At 52.4% G+C, this 14,220-nt stretch carries 18 protein-coding genes; 3 read left to right on the top strand and 15 right to left on the bottom strand.

All coding sequences use genetic code 11. The features are described 5' to 3' along the window. Positions 1–19 precede the first annotated feature (19 nt). Positions 20–1,186 (top strand): glycoside hydrolase family 43 protein, encoded by a 1,167-nt coding sequence (locus tag ABD949_RS06195; protein ID WP_345241644.1) that lies wholly within the window; start codon positions 20–22, stop codon positions 1,184–1,186. A 7-nt stretch (positions 1,187–1,193) separates the two neighbouring features. Here ABD949_RS06195 and ABD949_RS06190 read toward each other — a convergent pair whose 3' ends face one another. The 4 genes from ABD949_RS06190 to ABD949_RS06175 all read right to left on the bottom strand — a co-directional run bounded on the left by ABD949_RS06190 (position 1,194) and on the right by ABD949_RS06175 (position 3,137). Further along, positions 1,194–1,883 carry a hypothetical protein gene (locus tag ABD949_RS06190; RefSeq protein WP_345241642.1) on the bottom strand — a complete coding sequence of 230 codons (690 nt, stop codon included), beginning with the start codon at positions 1,881–1,883 and terminating at the stop codon, positions 1,194–1,196. A 14-nt stretch (positions 1,884–1,897) separates the two neighbouring features. Next, positions 1,898–2,251 carry a PadR family transcriptional regulator gene (locus ABD949_RS06185; RefSeq protein ID WP_345241640.1) on the bottom strand — a complete coding sequence of 118 codons (354 nt, stop codon included), beginning with the start codon at positions 2,249–2,251 and terminating at the stop codon, positions 1,898–1,900. Positions 2,252–2,353: 102 nt separating this feature from the next. Then, a complete protein-coding gene (locus ABD949_RS06180; RefSeq protein ID WP_345241638.1) occupies positions 2,354–2,602 on the bottom strand; it encodes a hypothetical protein in 249 nt (82 codons plus the stop codon). A 97-nt stretch (positions 2,603–2,699) separates the two neighbouring features. Then, positions 2,700–3,137: a GNAT family N-acetyltransferase gene (locus ABD949_RS06175; RefSeq protein WP_345241636.1), complete on the bottom strand. Its 438-nt coding sequence runs from the start codon at positions 3,135–3,137 to the stop codon at positions 2,700–2,702. A gap of 341 nt (positions 3,138–3,478) precedes the next feature. On the opposite strand from ABD949_RS06175, the gene ABD949_RS06170 reads away from it, so the two are divergent. Next, a complete protein-coding gene (locus ABD949_RS06170; RefSeq protein WP_345241634.1) occupies positions 3,479–4,516 on the top strand; it encodes a spore photoproduct lyase family protein in 1,038 nt (345 codons plus the stop codon). 39 nt (positions 4,517–4,555) lie between these two features. Here the strand turns inward: ABD949_RS06170 and ABD949_RS06165 are convergent, their stop codons facing one another. From ABD949_RS06165 to ABD949_RS06125, 10 genes are all read right to left on the bottom strand, one after another. Beyond that, on the bottom strand, positions 4,556–4,813 hold the full coding sequence (locus tag ABD949_RS06165) for a hypothetical protein (protein ID WP_345241632.1): 258 nt from the start codon (positions 4,811–4,813) through the stop codon (positions 4,556–4,558). 32 nt (positions 4,814–4,845) lie between these two features. Then, a complete protein-coding gene (locus ABD949_RS06160; protein WP_345241630.1) occupies positions 4,846–5,043 on the bottom strand; it encodes a hypothetical protein in 198 nt (65 codons plus the stop codon). 109 nt (positions 5,044–5,152) lie between these two features. Further along, positions 5,153–5,587, bottom strand: a complete 435-nt coding sequence (locus ABD949_RS06155) for a DoxX family protein (RefSeq protein WP_345241628.1) — start codon at positions 5,585–5,587, stop codon at positions 5,153–5,155. A gap of 74 nt (positions 5,588–5,661) precedes the next feature. Beyond that, positions 5,662–6,651, bottom strand: coding sequence for an endonuclease/exonuclease/phosphatase family protein (locus tag ABD949_RS06150; protein ID WP_345241626.1), 990 nt, complete (start codon positions 6,649–6,651; stop codon positions 5,662–5,664). Continuing rightward, complete coding sequence (locus tag ABD949_RS06145; protein WP_345241623.1) at positions 6,618–6,941, bottom strand: hypothetical protein; 324 nt, start codon at positions 6,939–6,941, stop codon at positions 6,618–6,620. Before ABD949_RS06145 ends, ABD949_RS06150 begins: the two co-directional genes overlap by 34 nt. A gap of 60 nt (positions 6,942–7,001) precedes the next feature. Next, the gene (locus ABD949_RS30780; protein WP_425576732.1) at positions 7,002–7,148 is read right to left on the bottom strand and encodes a c-type cytochrome; all 147 of its coding nucleotides are present in this window, start codon (positions 7,146–7,148) and stop codon (positions 7,002–7,004) included. Positions 7,149–7,329: 181 nt separating this feature from the next. Next, positions 7,330–8,703, bottom strand: coding sequence for an FAD-binding oxidoreductase (locus ABD949_RS06140; protein WP_345241621.1), 1,374 nt, complete (start codon positions 8,701–8,703; stop codon positions 7,330–7,332). A 254-nt stretch (positions 8,704–8,957) separates the two neighbouring features. Continuing rightward, the gene (locus ABD949_RS06135; RefSeq protein ID WP_425576730.1) at positions 8,958–9,866 is read right to left on the bottom strand and encodes a helix-turn-helix domain-containing protein; all 909 of its coding nucleotides are present in this window, start codon (positions 9,864–9,866) and stop codon (positions 8,958–8,960) included. A gap of 137 nt (positions 9,867–10,003) precedes the next feature. Beyond that, complete coding sequence (locus ABD949_RS06130; RefSeq protein ID WP_345241617.1) at positions 10,004–10,249, bottom strand: c-type cytochrome; 246 nt, start codon at positions 10,247–10,249, stop codon at positions 10,004–10,006. Positions 10,250–10,299: 50 nt separating this feature from the next. After that, positions 10,300–12,432 (bottom strand): tetratricopeptide repeat protein, encoded by a 2,133-nt coding sequence (locus ABD949_RS06125; protein ID WP_345241615.1) that lies wholly within the window; start codon positions 12,430–12,432, stop codon positions 10,300–10,302. Positions 12,433–12,588: 156 nt separating this feature from the next. Between ABD949_RS06125 and ABD949_RS06120 the strand changes: the two genes are divergently transcribed. After that, positions 12,589–13,299 (top strand): DUF2461 domain-containing protein, encoded by a 711-nt coding sequence (locus tag ABD949_RS06120; RefSeq protein ID WP_345241613.1) that lies wholly within the window; start codon positions 12,589–12,591, stop codon positions 13,297–13,299. Between the two features lie 21 nt (positions 13,300–13,320). Here ABD949_RS06120 and ABD949_RS06115 read toward each other — a convergent pair whose 3' ends face one another. After that, positions 13,321–14,172 (bottom strand): Vgb family protein, encoded by an 852-nt coding sequence (locus ABD949_RS06115; RefSeq protein WP_345241611.1) that lies wholly within the window; start codon positions 14,170–14,172, stop codon positions 13,321–13,323. Between the last annotated feature and the right edge of the window lie 48 nt (positions 14,173–14,220).

The following is a 14,220-nucleotide window of genomic DNA, read 5'->3' as shown; positions in this document are numbered from 1 at the left end:
TAATTTCCACCTTGTTACCATGAAAAACAGCCTGCTTTCATGTTTCTTCGTCACTGGTCTGTCATTGTGCCTCGCCGGGGTTCAACCAGCACCAACTGTTGCAACGGCCCCGGCGGCTACCTACTCAAATCCACTGAACGTACAATTTGGTGACCCTTACGTCCTGTACACCGGGGGTACCTATTACATGTATGGCACGGGGGCCGGAGCCAATAAAGGGTTTGCTGCTTATTCGTCAAAAGACCTGGTGAACTGGAAGCGGGAAGGTCAGGTGTATTTTCACGACAACAAAAACGGCTGGAGCGATCCGAACGCCAGTTGGGGTGGTGCGTACTGGGCCCCTGAAGTGTACGAGGTGAAGGGAAAGTTTTATTTGTTTTACAGTGCCCAATGGAAAGAGAACCCAGCCAAAGAAGTGGAGAATTTTCGCATTGGGGTGGCAGTCGCCGACAAGCCTACCGGGCCGTTTATCGATCTGACAAACCGCCCGATTTTCGATCCCGGCTATCCTATCATTGATGCTAATGTGTTTTTCGATACCAACGGGCAGGTCTACTTGTACTACTCCCGGGCCGCCTACAAGCATCCAGTTGAAAGTGAAGTGGCAGACTGGGCCAGAAAGAAAGGCTGGTTTAAAGGGATTGAGGAAAGCTGGGTATACGGTGTTGAACTGAAGCCCGATTTTTCCGGTACTATTGATCAACCAGTGTTAGTGCTGCGGCCACCGGTACGCCTGAACGACAAGCAGGCCGAATGGGAAAGCCGGTCAGTAACGGCTAAAGAGGTGAACCGCAGGTGGACGGAGGGATCGGTTACCTTTAAAAAAGGCGGCACGTATTACATCATGTATTCGGCTAATTATTTCGGAGGGCAGCATTATGCCGTTGGGTACGCTACCGCAGCGTCGCCGTTGGGGCCGTATAAAAAAGCGGCCAACAATCCGGTGCTCCAGCGCAATACGGCTAAAGGAGGTACGGTCACAGGCACGGGCCATAACAGCATTACCTACTCGCCGGACGGCAAGGAAATGTTTTGTGTCTACCACGGCAGAACCACCAAAACCGGCGACGAGCGAGTGGTTTTTATCGATCGTATGGAGGTAAAAGACGGACGCATAACCGTTTTCGGCCCCACGACCACTCCGCAAAAGCTTCCCTCGGGCGTAAAGGAAGCCAGCAGCAATTGACACTGTTCTATCTGGTTTGGTACCACGAGTCGGGGTCAGTTTTCATCGAGTAATCCAGAAGCGCCAGATACAAAACCGCAAACGCAGACCATAAGCCGGAATAACAAAAGCCTTTAAGGAGCAGGGGCATTTCCAGGGTACTAATGCCTAAGTAGAGCAACAAAGCCCCAACCCACAGCAGATAGGAGAGTAGTCTCCTCAACAAGGTAGGGAACCGGACGACCCCTACTTTCTTAAACCGGGGAGCAATACGTTGTAGGAAAAACAAGGTTAGCATGGTAACCCATATAACACCGCCCCACTGCACTGAGATCCATAGAACGTTCCGTTCAATGACCCCGGTAAAATCGGTCATCAAACCAAAATAGAGGCTTACAAACGTAACCAGGCCGACGACCATCATTGTCCGGAGTCGTTTGGCCTTAGCGAATTGACTTTCTACCAGAGCCCACCAATCCCGAACCAGGCTTTTCAGAAACACTTTCCGGTAGGTCCATTCCATCTTCTGGATGTTCTTTCGTCCGCCAAAGTCATCAATCGTCAGCGCTAGTGCCTGTTCAAAGGAAAGAGAATCGGCCAGCCGGGCTTCCACGGAGACAACAAAGTGGTCGGTCATCTCTTCGATAAAGGCGGTTTCAACCAACTGACATGTTTGGGTCAGGAAGGTAACGATGTCGGCATGTTGGGTCTGTGTCATAGCCATAAGGTCGATTAGGTAGCGGGAAGCTTAATGAAATCGTCGGGGGTTAGTATGCGTTGCAGTTGATAAAGGAAATGCCCGATCTGAGCCAGTTTATCCTGGGCGTTGCCTTGCTGATCCTGGGCAATTGAATAGTATTTTCGGGCGCGGCCCTCCACTACCTGAGTTTTAGTAATCAGGATTCCTTCTGCTTCGAGTTTGTATAAAGCCGGATAAAGCGCCCCCTCTGTGATTTTAAGCTGACCACTGGTTAGCTCCTTGACTTTTTGGCAAATTTCATAGCCGTACATCCACTGTGAATCGGAAAGAAGCTTCAGGATGATTGCACTGAGACTGCCCTTAAGGAGTTGAGGAGAAGTATCCATACACAAATATAATTAATATTTATATACTACTAAGTCTTAGGTATAATTTTATATTCTCATTATACGTCTATTAGGGTTGATAGCCTCTGTACTTCCGTAAAATCAAGTTTGGCTGAACCAGTGGCTGTTCTGGTCGATCAGCTCTATTTTTCCGGTCCCGAAATACTCCTCTCTTAAGTCGTAAACCGCATCCTGAATTGCCAGGGCAACGATGTGCGGCCTCGACAGTTTTCGGCCTGACAGCGTCTCATATGACATAAGAATGAACTCGGCGTAATCAGGATAATCCTGGGCGTAGCGGGTGAACTCCCGGTGAACATCGCCGGTGTCGGCATCCCCAAAGTCAACCACGCAGGATAATTGCCCATTGACGATACAAAGGCTTGCCGGCCTGTAGAATGACTTTTCGCATAACAGTTCGAGAAAAATTTGCGCATTGTGTCAGCGCTTACGGACGTTTCATCTTCAGAATAGGGTGATCTTTCCCCTCGGAGTCTTTCTCCAGCCGTTCGTAGGGGATGAACCCGAATTTGGTGTAAAACGCTATGGCTTTAGTATTTTCCTCATTCACATCCACCTTATCCGCATGTAGATTATCCAACGCAAACAGCATGAGCGTTCTGCCAAGACCCTGACCAATATAAGCCGGGTCCACAAACAACATCTCTATTTTGTTGTCCAGAACGCCCAGAAAGCCAAGTACGTTTTGGGACGACGTCAGGCAGTACACCGAAAACGCCCGGAAGTCAATTTCGCTGACCAGTTTTTTGTAAAAAGCAATGTCATCCGGGGTAAGGAAATCGTGAGTCGCTCTGACCGATTTTTCCCAAACCGAAATGATTGGCTCCCGGTAGGTTTCGTTGTATGGGTGTATCTCAATTTGCATGCTTTGCAATCTGTGTTCCTGCCAGTGAATGAAGCGGCTGTGGCGATAGTGCGTGGTTCGCTAGCCGGGCAACGGATGCAAATTTAGGAAACTGCTGGTCAAATGTAAGGATACCGCTCATTAGCCTTTGGTTTCGCCGAAGCTACCATTGGTAAGCCGGATCTGGTAGCTATTGTCGTCCCGATACCACCTTTTTGGGGCTGCTCCTGGTGAATTTTTAAGTGAAAATTTAATTTGTAAGATGCTGTAGTTCAATGTATTGTGAAGAAAAAGGTATGAACTTTCCGGTTAGGTCTACTGTTATTTTATCAGACAACACAAGCAGTTACTCAACGAAACCCATGCCTGAATTTAATCCATCGATTATCCTCTATACCGCCGATGCAATGAACGAACGGGGCGAAGCGGTGCTGGAGCAATACCCCCAGGCGGAAATGCTGGAAGTGCGTCAGCATAACCGCCTGCCCGAACTGGGTTTGAACCATTTCAAGGTGAAGTCGGATGTGCTGGTGCTGGGCCGGCTTAAAACGCTGGAGTGTAAGTGGAGTGGCCGGAGTTCCGACTACATTGCGCCAAGTCTGGCCAACGGTTGCTTTGGCGGCTGCGCTTACTGCTACGTAGACCGGCACAAGAAGGTAAACCCCATCACCCTGTTTACCAACGTAGAGGAGATTCTGGCAACCATCGATGCCCACGTGATGAGTCTGCCATGGCCCAAAGAGCCAAACCAGACCGACCCGGTTTATTACACCTACGACATCGGCTGTAACTCCGATCTATCCATCGATTACAGCTTATCGGATGGTATCCAGAAGGTGTTTGCCTTCTTCCGCGACCATCCCCGCGCCAAGGCGACGTTTGCCACCAAGTTTGTGAACCCCGACCTGCTCGACGTTGACCCGCGGGGCAAGGTGCGTATCCGGTTTAGCCTGATGCCGGCGCACGTAAGTAAGCTGGTGGACGTACGGACCGATTCCATTGAGAAGCGCATTGCTGCTATCAATGACTTTTACGAGGCCGGTTACGAGGTTCACGTTAATTTCTCGCCGGTAATCGTGTACGGGGGTAAGCAGTGGAGAGACGACTACCGGGCGTTGTTCCGGCAATTGGATGAAGCGTTGCGGTCCGAAGTAAAAGCGCAACTCAAGAGTGAGGTGATCTTTCTGACCCATAACCAGTGGCAGCATCAGGCTAATCTGGCTATTAATCCAAAGGCTGAGGAACTGCTGTGGGTGCCGGAGTTGCAGGAGAACAAACGCAGTCAGTTTGGCGGGTGGAACATCCGCTACGATCACCAGTTGAAGTCGAAAATGATCGACATTTTTCAGCGCCTGATTGCGGAGGAGATTCCGTGGTGTGAAATACGATATATCTTTTAACAAAAAGGCTCTTTCCACCGGAAAGAGCCTTTTTGTTACCTATACACTATTAGATTGTTGTTTTCCCTGACCGGGCGTTTCACCAATTTTGGTGTTTCCATCGGCCTTCCGGTTACCGGTACCTTTGTGAATCTTATCGGCATCCTCCGGTAAGTCCAGTTTATCGGTATCGGTGCTTTTGCTGTTGGTGCCGGTGCGTTGACCCGTATCGGAGTTCCGATGGTCTTTCTTCTCGCCTTTATCCGTGATACCCCCTCCGTCATTCTTCTCCGGGGCGAAATAAATAAGCCGCTTCATAGTCCTTATAGGTTTGGGTGAAAAAACAGTGATTAATTACTGTGTCCGCCTTTGTTACCGCCGGTGGAGCCACCCGCACTTTTCGAGCCTTTGCTGCCGCTGCTTTTTGAGGTACCTCCCCGGCCGGTTCCTTTTGAGCCGTGCTGCGTACCGGTATTCATTTCGCCCTGGCCGTTCACTGCGGGACCAGTCAGCTTTTCGGCGGCTTTCTGCAAATCTTTATCTGCCATAACGTTGTCTGTTTGTTGGTTGAGTGGTTAACTGGTTAACTGGTTAATTGGTTTTGTAAAATCAGGCAACCCACTAGATAACCAATTAACTAATCAACCAATAAACCCCTTACCGTTCGTGTTCGCGCATGTAGGTATCAACGGAGTACCGGCCCGAGCCTATGATCAGAAAAACGATCATCAGCATCAGCACCAGGACCGACAGCCAGAGTTCGGAGTTGAGGGCTGAAAAACCACGGGAGATATTGACGAAGAAAACCGCACCGATCAGGATCGGCAACTGAAGCAGAATGGCGAAGCGGGTCAGGGCACCGAGCGCAATCAGCAGGCCACCCACCAGATGCGCAAACGCTACATAATGCACCAGGACGACGGGAAGAATATCAAAACGCACACCCCCCACCAGGCGCATCAGGTAATCGGTATCACCGATAAAACTAACTCCTTTCAGGAATAAAATTACTCCCAGCATAATGCGTAGCGCGTCCATCCACACGGGGTGATGCGTATCGCCCCAGTGCTCAATCCGGTGTAAGACGTTCATAGCTGTTTCTGTTTGGAACAAAAGAAAGATACAACTATTTCCGGGAAGAGTGCAAGAGGATGATCAATAAATTATCAATGGCCGGTAAAGCGCAGGTCGGCCACGAGGGCTTTATGATCGGATTCGGGCACGGCCAGGGTGCGAAAATGGGTAGTCTGGAAGCCTCCGTTGACAAAGGCGTGGTCGAGGGGCAGGTACGCCGGCGGGAAGTAGCCCGGCCAGGTAGGCTGCCAGCCAAAGCCCTGCCGGCAGGCCGTGAGTTCCGGCACGTCCAGGTAGTCTTTATACACCGGCGACCACATGGTAACGTTCAGGTCCCCCAGCAGCACCGTCGGGCGGGCCTGACCGCTGGCCAACTGCGACACAAAGGCCAGTTGCTGATTTCGTTCGCGGGCCCAGGAAGGCGAAAGGGGCGTACGCGGATGCACCGTCACCAGCGATAATGGCCGGCCCTGAATGGTTGTCTGAATAGAGATTACCCGTTGCTCTGCAGCCGCTGCCATATCCGCCACAAAGGGTGTCCGGCTGCCTACCAGCGTATAGCACGGCCCTTTGGACCAGATGCTGAAACGGTAGGGGTATTCACCGGCGAGCGCTTCCATCGCCTTGATACCCGTCGGGGTGATTTCCTGCAGCACGAAAAAGTCGGGATTCTCCTGTTCGATAAGTCGCTGGATAGGAGCGAAGTCCTGCCGGGTGTATAAAATGTTGGCGTGTAACACTCGGACATCGTGCGCAGCGGGCGTAACGGGTTGTCGGACCAAGAACCAGGGATAAGCCTGATAGCCCTGCCAGATCAGGCAGGCCGCAGCCAGGAGGACCCATCTGCTGCGATGCACGAACCAGTAAACGACTAATACCGATGCGGCTACCGTATACTGAACCACGAAGTGACTGAACAGCTCAAACAGGAAGAACCATCGCCCCAGCAGGGCCATTGCCGTAACGGTTGCCAGGCCGGTGGTGGCTAGCTTAGCCCAGAATGAAAGCGTTTTGTAGGCCGGTGCCCGGCGGTAAGTGCGGTTAGCGGCTACGGGTGAGCCGTCGGTATGAACAGAATGCACGTCGGAAAAGCGTGGTTTACTTGCTTCATGAACAACCCCCTCCGGTCCAATGGTTCCAGCATCAGATGACTGGGCAACTGGTACTGCCGGGATTGCATGGCCGCTTTTGTTCTCCTGAACATTTCGATTTGGGCATAGGGACCGTATGGATGATCGATAGCTTTGGTATTGAGGTTTGGCCAGTCGTGACTGAACTCTTTGGTAGGCCTTGGGCGTGAGTCAATGTAGGCGGCCAGGTCCCAGGCTTCTTCGGTCAGTTGTGGGTTGAGCCAGGTTGCACCCAAAGGCATATTGGCTTGGCTTTAATAAAACCAGCGAACAGCGTTAGCCGATACAGGCCCGCTCCATTGTTATACATTGTGATCACCCCATAAAGGCGGGAAATTGTAGCCGGATTGATCGGGTTTGAACTGTCCCTGTCCGCCAGGTCCGTGGCAGGTAACGCATTTTTGCTGGTAAACTATTTCACCTTTAGACGGATTGGCGGCCCGGTGCAGCTAATGAACTTAAAAACTTACGACGAGCATTTGATTGAAGTTCCATAAATCAACACGGTTTAGAGACAGAGTATTAAAAAGTAGTTCGCTTGTTGGGTACTAAATAGTAATAGGAATGCGGTCCGGGTAGTTAACAGGTTAGTCGTAACCACGGGCGGACCGCAAACCGGTAATAAAAAAATTAGTCTGGTTTAATATTCTGGTTTACGCGGAAAAGATTATCGGGATCGTATTGGCGTTTTACAGCAACCAGCCGCTCATAATTATCGCCATACGTGGCTTGAACCCGCTCGCTGCCTTCGTCCATCATAAAATTAATGTACGACCCACCGGCACTGTAGGGGTGGAGGTCCTGCCAATAGGAGCGAGCCCAGTTGGTAATGAGATCTTTGTGCGCAGGGTCATCATCAATGCCCGCTATCACCATAGCCCAGGTTGCATCCCGGTAGTTCCAGGCAGTTGCGTCATTGCTTACCCTGGAGGCTGCCCCGTTGATGGGGTATAGATGCATGGTCGACAAGGCGTTCGGCAGGGCGTTTCCATAGGATATATGAATATCAATGGCCTCATCGCTTAATTCATTCACATAATCACCTTTCCAGTACCACTGAAGTCCCGGAGGATACAGGGCATCGAACATTCCCTGCAACACGGGTACCGGCATTTCACCCACCATTTCGAAGGCCGGCGTTTTTATCTGTCGGATGGACTCAAATACCTGATCGGCATCGGCGGTCGGGCCGGTATAGGTCCACACAATACCGCACATTTTCCTGAGTTGTAAAGGCTCGGGGAAAGGTGGTCCGGGCGGCACCGTCAGGAAGGCAAACCAGCCGTTAATGTCATCCGGTGCCTGTTTAATAAAGGTCCGGTACCATTGCATGATTTCGCGGGCATCATCTATCTCCCACAGCATTGGCCCACCCACAACGGTACGGATGGCGTTACCCCGGAACAGAAACGAAGTGACCACGCCAAAGTTGCCGCCACCTCCGCGGATTGCCCAGAACAGTTCCGGGTTTTCGGTTGCCGACGCGGTTATTACCGCTCCGTTCGCCAGCACTACCTCCGCTTCGAGCAGGTTGTCGATGGTCAGACCAAATTTTCGGGTCAGGTAGCCTAAACCACCACCCAGCGTTAAGCCGGCAATACCCGTAGTGCCGTTAATGCCTGATGGTACGGCCAGCCCATGGGGATGCGTGGCGGCATCGACTTCCCTCAGCAGACACCCGCCTTCTACGCGAACGGTTTGTGCTTCGGCGTTTACGTCGATGCGCTTCATCAGCGAGAGGTCAATGACCAGGCCGCCGTCGTTAACCCCAAAGCCCGCGCCGTTATGACCACCTCCCCGTACGGAGACCAGTAAATTGTTTTTGGTGGCAAAGTTCACCATCGTGACTACATCCTCGACCGTAGCGCATCTGGCAATCAGGGCCGGGCGTTTATCGATCATTCCGTTATATACCTTACGGGCGGTATCGTACTCGGAATCGTTTGGGGTAATAAGCTGTCCTTGCAACCGGAACAGCAGTTGAGACGTGTTGATAGTTTCCATAAATACAGGATAATTGGTTTAATGAAAACGATTGTCCGGTAATTGCTTACGGACTTATGTATACGAATGCACAAATTGTATGCAAAGCCGGGGCTTCTGTCGGCTCGTTTCTCCAATACCGGGCTGAAATGAGATGTGGGTGCAATAGCACAGGACCAGCCTATTCCACTAGGGGCCTCTGTGTGGTCTGGTAAATACTCCGGTAGATCAGTCACTTTTCCCTCATCCATGGAGCAGGTGAGAGGGCAAAGAGGCTAATAAATAGCCAATGCGGGTTGAGGTTCTGGTATTAAAACAGTGTGATGTTGCTTTCGGTAAAACAGGGGCGATAAGCCAAACCGCTCTTTGAAAACCCGGCTGAAGTGCGAAGTATTTTCAAAGCCGCTTTCGTAGGCCACGTCGTTAACCGGCAATTCAGTGGTTTCGAGTAAGGTTTTAGCGTAGGTCAGTCTTTTTTGCATCAGCCACCGGGCAGGTGTCGTATGGAACAGCCTCGTAAACTCCCGCTTAAACGTAGCCAGACTCCGGTTTGCAATGCGGGAAAATTGCTCCAGAGACAAGTTAAACATATAGTTAGCTTCCATTACCTCATACAGCGACGTTTGCCGGCGGTTGATCAGGCTGTTGAGGTAAGTAGTCAGGGGTTTGTTATCCTGGTCCAGCAGGAAGGAAAAAAGCAACTCCCTGGCTCGTTGTTCAATAATATCGTCTGTGGGAGCGGGCTGCTGCTCAAAAAGGGCAAGCAGCGCCTGAATAAAACCTTCTGTGGTCTGGTTTACGGCCAGTTCAAATACCTGCTCACTGGGTTGGTTAATCAGATTCCGGGTCTTTCGCGATTTTAGGTATTCTTTAAATTGTTGCTGAAGATAGCTGTCCGGCAAATACAGATTTAACGAGCGGAAATTGTCGCTGAAATACATATCCTGCATCAGGGCACCCTTTTTGAAGAACAGGCAGGCATTTGGTCTGAGCAGCCATGACTTTCCCCTGCGGTGCACGCATCGCTCTCCGTTTACCACAAACGTTATATAGCTGAAATGAGAGAAAAATTCCTCCTGTTTGCTGGCTTGCGTACAATCATAATAGGCGATTAACAAATCCTTACAAACAAATTGCCTATATACGTTTGGTTGGAACTTTAGAAAGTCATAAATATTTGTCATAGCAATAAGCTTCTGAATATTACTGACTTAATCAAAGGTAGGAAAGTTATTTGCTTGTGACTTTGCTGTGCGGCTCAACTTTTTGCTGTGGTGTTCAAATTTGCATTTTCTCAAGCAGGCATCCATGTAGGCTGGCTTTATTTTCCCTGCCTGGCAATCTGCTCCTGCGCCATCGAGAAAATATACTGCTTAATATCGGTGACGTCTTTTTTGCTCAGTCGCTTACCAAAATTAGGCATGTCGTTCCCAGACTGCAGGCCTTCCCGGACAATCTTCTGGAAAATATCGTGGATACCCTCGGCCGATCGACCCAGATCGGGCAGGACACCGCCCCCGCCGGTCACCTGGCCGTGATAGTGCGAACAGCACTGAGAATGCAGCAACTGCCTATGTGGGATGGCGTCGATGGCGAACGTCTACAGGATGCCGGGCATCAGATGACGGGGCAACTGGTGCTGCCGAGATTGCGTGGCCGCTTTTGTTTCGGCATTTTGCCGGGTTTGTCGCGTTGGGGTTTCGGAGACTCCGGCGTTTCTTCCACCATAAACAGAAAATCGTCGACCATGGTCAGTTCGGCGGGCCGCAGGGGGGCGGGCTGAATGGGAAAATGGTGTTCGCCGGGGAACGTATAGGGATCAAACTCGAAATCGTACAGGTACACATTGATGTACCCATCTTTACTGTACCGGGCGCTGATGGAATTGGTCGGGAGCAGTTGCTGGCTGCGCGCGATGTCCGGCCGGCGCTCCAGGTCATCGTTGAAATAACGCTGGTAGACTTTGTACCGGTTATACTGATAAACTACGTTGGCGGAATCGAGCTGAATGGCTAGATTCAGGTAATACCGGGCAATGTCTCCTTTGTTTTGTACGGCAAAGGCAACCCCCATGTTGTTGAGTGCACTGCGGTCGAGATGCCCTTCGTAGCTGGCAAAGGCTTTTCCGAACTCACCGGTGTTTTTATAGACATTGCCCATGTTGTTGAAATACTGCTTCCGGGTCGAGTCGGCCTCGCGGGCCATCTCAAAATCCCGCAGGGCGCGGTGGTAGAACTGCTTTGCCTTATGAGGCTGCTTTTCTTTTTCCATCCGGAGCGCCATGTAGGCGTAAACGATGCCCCGGTTGTTAAATAAAAAGGAGCGGTGCTGCCCGTGGGCAATCAGGCTGTCGTACAGGGCCATGGCCGCCGGCAGGTTATCCATCTCCAGCAGGGTAATGCCCATGCCGTTCAGGGCGTTTACATTGTGCCGGTTGTGCCGGATGGCCCACGAAAAGCTCGGGTGCGCTTCGTGAATTTTGTTGACCATCAGGTGCATGTTGCCAATGTTGGTCAGCAGCTTATCGTTCTGTGGCGACAGCCGGATGGCTTTTTCCAGAAACTCGACGGCGTAGCGGTAGCTGTCTTTCTTGCGGTAAATCTCGCTGATACCGGCGTAGGCGGCAGCGGTGCGGTTCAGCCGGGCCGATTTGTGAAGGTCGGCCAGCGCTTCGTCAAGCCGGTTAAAGGTCAGCAGCACCATGCCCCGGCTAAGAAACGCATCGGCAAGGTCCGGATCTTTGTCGTCAAAGGCGGCATCGGCCTGCGTGAGCGCTTCGAGTGCCGCTTCAAAATTCCCCTGCCGGTAGCTGACCACGCCCAGGCCGAGTTGGGCCAGGGGGTGGCAGACATCCAGCGCAACCGCCGATTCGAACGCCGTGCGGGCTTCTTTATAGTTCTTGAGGCTGCAAAGGGCATTCCCCAGGCCCACGTGCGCGGGTACGGAGGTGGGTTTCAGCGAAACAGCACTGCGGAACTCGCTGGCCGCCCGGCGGTAATCGCGCTGGCCGTAAAACGCACTGGCCAGGCCGTAGCGGGCTTCAAAATGGTAGTCGGGATGCAGCAGCGACAGATACCGCTGGTAATACACCTGCGCTTCCGGGTACTTTTTCAGACCCAGCAGCGCTTTGCCCAGCCGCACCAGCAGGCCCGGATTGTGCTGCTCTTCTTTCCGGTATAAAACTTCGTAGATGTGGAGGGCTTCGGAGTAGCGTTCCCGCGCCAGCAGAATATCGCCTTTCAGGATTTTGTACCGGGGATTGTTTTTCTGGCGAATGGCCGCTTCGATGGTCCGTTCGGCATCGGCGGGGTTATCGTCCAGCAGATGAGCCTGGGCCCGGTTGTACAGCAACTGACTGGCACGGTCCGGATGCGATGTGGCGGTCTCCAGCAACCGGACTCCCTGGCGGACATCGCCCATCAGGCAGCGGAAAATACCTTCGTTGAGTTGCGAGTGCTGGAAGTTCAGTTGCGACATCAGGTGGGCGGCTTCTTCGTACCGTCTGGCGCGTCCGAGTACCAGTGCGCGGTTGTACCGGAGCGTATCGCTGGGCCGCCCCGCGTCGGCGCGGTCGAGGAGCTGGAGCGATACCCCAAAATTGCTGCGCTCAGCCAGTTTGATGGCCGTATTGTTGAGACCCTTGATGGTGTCCCGGCCAGCCTGTGGGCTTTTGGGTGGAGACAGTGAGACGGAGAAACGGAAACCAGTTACCAGCCAGAAAAAGATAAACGCGGTCAGCAACTGCTTCATGGGGAATAGAAATGGTCATTAAAGCTGTCGTCAATATATGACCAATCCCGGTAAGCTGCAAGAAAAACGAGCCTGTACGCGAAAATTGAATAAAAAGAATAGTAAACGGCCCTGATTATCGGCATCTCCTGCTTTTCTGTGTATTTTTGGGATATAATGACAACCAATCCAACCAAGAAAGCGACCCTGACGGTTGCTACGCTCTACTTTCTGCGGGATCTGGCTCAGAACAACCAGCGCGAGTGGTTTCACATGAACCGGAAACGGTATGAAGCAGCCCGGCAGGAATTTGAAGCCCTGATCGGGCAGGTGCTTCTGCAGCTTACCGCCATTGAACCGTTGCCCAATACAGAGGTCAAAGACTGCATCTTCCGGATTAATCGCGACATCCGTTTCTCTAAAGACAAATCGCCCTACAAGCTGAATTTTGCGGCAGCGATCGGGCCGGGTGGGCGGCATTCCGGACGAACCGACTACTACCTGCATATTCAGCCGGGTAACGAATCGTTTCTGGGAGCGGGGATGTGGAACCCCACGCCCACGCAACTGGCCAAGTACCGGCAGGAGATCGATTATAACGCAGCCGAGCTGAAACGCATCATTGAGGCTGACGAATTCCGGGCATATTTCCCCGAAATCTGGGGTGAAGTGATGAAAACGGCCCCGAAAGGCTATTCAGCCGATCACCCGGAGATTGACCTGCTCCGCCGGAAGCAACTGTTTTTTATGCACCGCTTTACCGATAAGGAAGTCCTGAAACCCGGCTTTGCCGCTGAAGTCGTCAAGGCCTGTCAGGTGATTAAACCGTACTGCGATTTTCTGAACTATCTGTTCTTTGAGGAGCAGGACGAGCCCGTCGATCTGTAAGTCCGTCCCTGTCTGCTGTACTTAGTACACCGTATCGGAGCCGTCGGGGTAAATGCGCCGGACCCGGGCCTGGTTGGCGGCCGAATACTCCAGCAGCCAGAGGTTACCGGTCTTATCGGCCAGCACCCCCGCCGGTGACCAGGGTGACGCCGACTGGGCGACCACGGTTACCTGGCCGGTTGGGCTGATTTTCTTCACCTTCCGGCCACCAAATACGGCCACGTACACGTTTCCGGCCGGGTCGTAGCTCAGGCCCATCAGCGCGTGCTGGTTACCGACGGGCGGCTTGGTCAGGCGGTTTTCCCGCACGTTCCGGGCCAGGATCTGCACCTTGCCGTCGGGCAGAATGCGTTTTACGTCCGGTCCGTCGGTCAGGTACAGAATGCCGTCGGGCGTGCAGGTCATCCAGCGAACGTCGGCGAAGGGGCCGGTCGCATGGGTGCCGATGGTGCCGTCGGGCAGGCGCTTGCGGATCACGGTTTTGGCGCTCCGGTCGGCCCAGTACATGGTGCCTGTCTTATCGCGAACAAAGCTGTAGTTGGTCAGAAACCCTTGGGTGGCTGGGATAATGGTCACGCGGGTGCCGTCGGGTCGCAGGCACCACACCCGGTGGCCCCACTTATTGGTGCGCTCGCCTTCGTACCAGAGGTTTTCGCCATAGAGGTTATCCTGCGCATCGAGGTATAACTCATGGGTATGTACGTTTTTGACCGCAACCGATTTTTCCCTGGTTAGCGGATTGATCTTCCAGACATGCGTCAGGTCTGTATAATAGACATTTCCCTGGCTGTCCATCACAATTCCTACGCCGGGATGGGCGTGGATGGCAGGGCAGAACAGGCCAAAAAGCACAAGGAGAAAAAAGGTTTTCATGGTTTAAAAGTACGCTTAACCGACAGCACTACCGCACAAGGTAAAATA

It is taken from the genome of Nibrella saemangeumensis, from assembly GCF_039541915.1.
Lineage (GTDB): Bacteria > Bacteroidota > Bacteroidia > Cytophagales > Spirosomataceae > Nibrella > Nibrella saemangeumensis.
This window is presented reverse-complemented; position numbering and strand designations above follow the sequence as displayed.

Excerpts from the sequence above, each read along its gene's own strand:
- ABD949_RS06140 (WP_345241621.1), bottom strand. The coding sequence starts at position 8,703 with ATGGAAACTATCAACACGTCTCAACTGCTGTTCCGGTTGCAAGGACAG.
- ABD949_RS06160 (WP_345241630.1), bottom strand. The coding sequence starts at position 5,043 with ATGGCAGATAAAGATTTGCAGAAAGCCGCCGAAAAGCTGACTGGTCCC.
- ABD949_RS06115 (WP_345241611.1), bottom strand. The coding sequence starts at position 14,172 with ATGAAAACCTTTTTTCTCCTTGTGCTTTTTGGCCTGTTCTGCCCTGCC.
- ABD949_RS06165 (WP_345241632.1), bottom strand. The coding sequence starts at position 4,813 with ATGAAGCGGCTTATTTATTTCGCCCCGGAGAAGAATGACGGAGGGGGT.
- ABD949_RS06155 (WP_345241628.1), bottom strand. The coding sequence starts at position 5,587 with ATGAACGTCTTACACCGGATTGAGCACTGGGGCGATACGCATCACCCC.
- ABD949_RS06125 (WP_345241615.1), bottom strand. The coding sequence starts at position 12,432 with ATGAAGCAGTTGCTGACCGCGTTTATCTTTTTCTGGCTGGTAACTGGT.
- ABD949_RS06195 (WP_345241644.1), top strand. The coding sequence starts at position 20 with ATGAAAAACAGCCTGCTTTCATGTTTCTTCGTCACTGGTCTGTCATTG.
- ABD949_RS06120 (WP_345241613.1), top strand. The coding sequence starts at position 12,589 with ATGACAACCAATCCAACCAAGAAAGCGACCCTGACGGTTGCTACGCTC.
- ABD949_RS06190 (WP_345241642.1), bottom strand. The coding sequence starts at position 1,883 with ATGACACAGACCCAACATGCCGACATCGTTACCTTCCTGACCCAAACA.
- ABD949_RS06145 (WP_345241623.1), bottom strand. The coding sequence starts at position 6,941 with ATGCCTTTGGGTGCAACCTGGCTCAACCCACAACTGACCGAAGAAGCC.
- ABD949_RS06135 (WP_425576730.1), bottom strand. The coding sequence starts at position 9,866 with ATGACAAATATTTATGACTTTCTAAAGTTCCAACCAAACGTATATAGG.
- ABD949_RS06170 (WP_345241634.1), top strand. The coding sequence starts at position 3,479 with ATGCCTGAATTTAATCCATCGATTATCCTCTATACCGCCGATGCAATG.
- ABD949_RS06175 (WP_345241636.1), bottom strand. The coding sequence starts at position 3,137 with ATGCAAATTGAGATACACCCATACAACGAAACCTACCGGGAGCCAATC.
- ABD949_RS06185 (WP_345241640.1), bottom strand. The coding sequence starts at position 2,251 with ATGGATACTTCTCCTCAACTCCTTAAGGGCAGTCTCAGTGCAATCATC.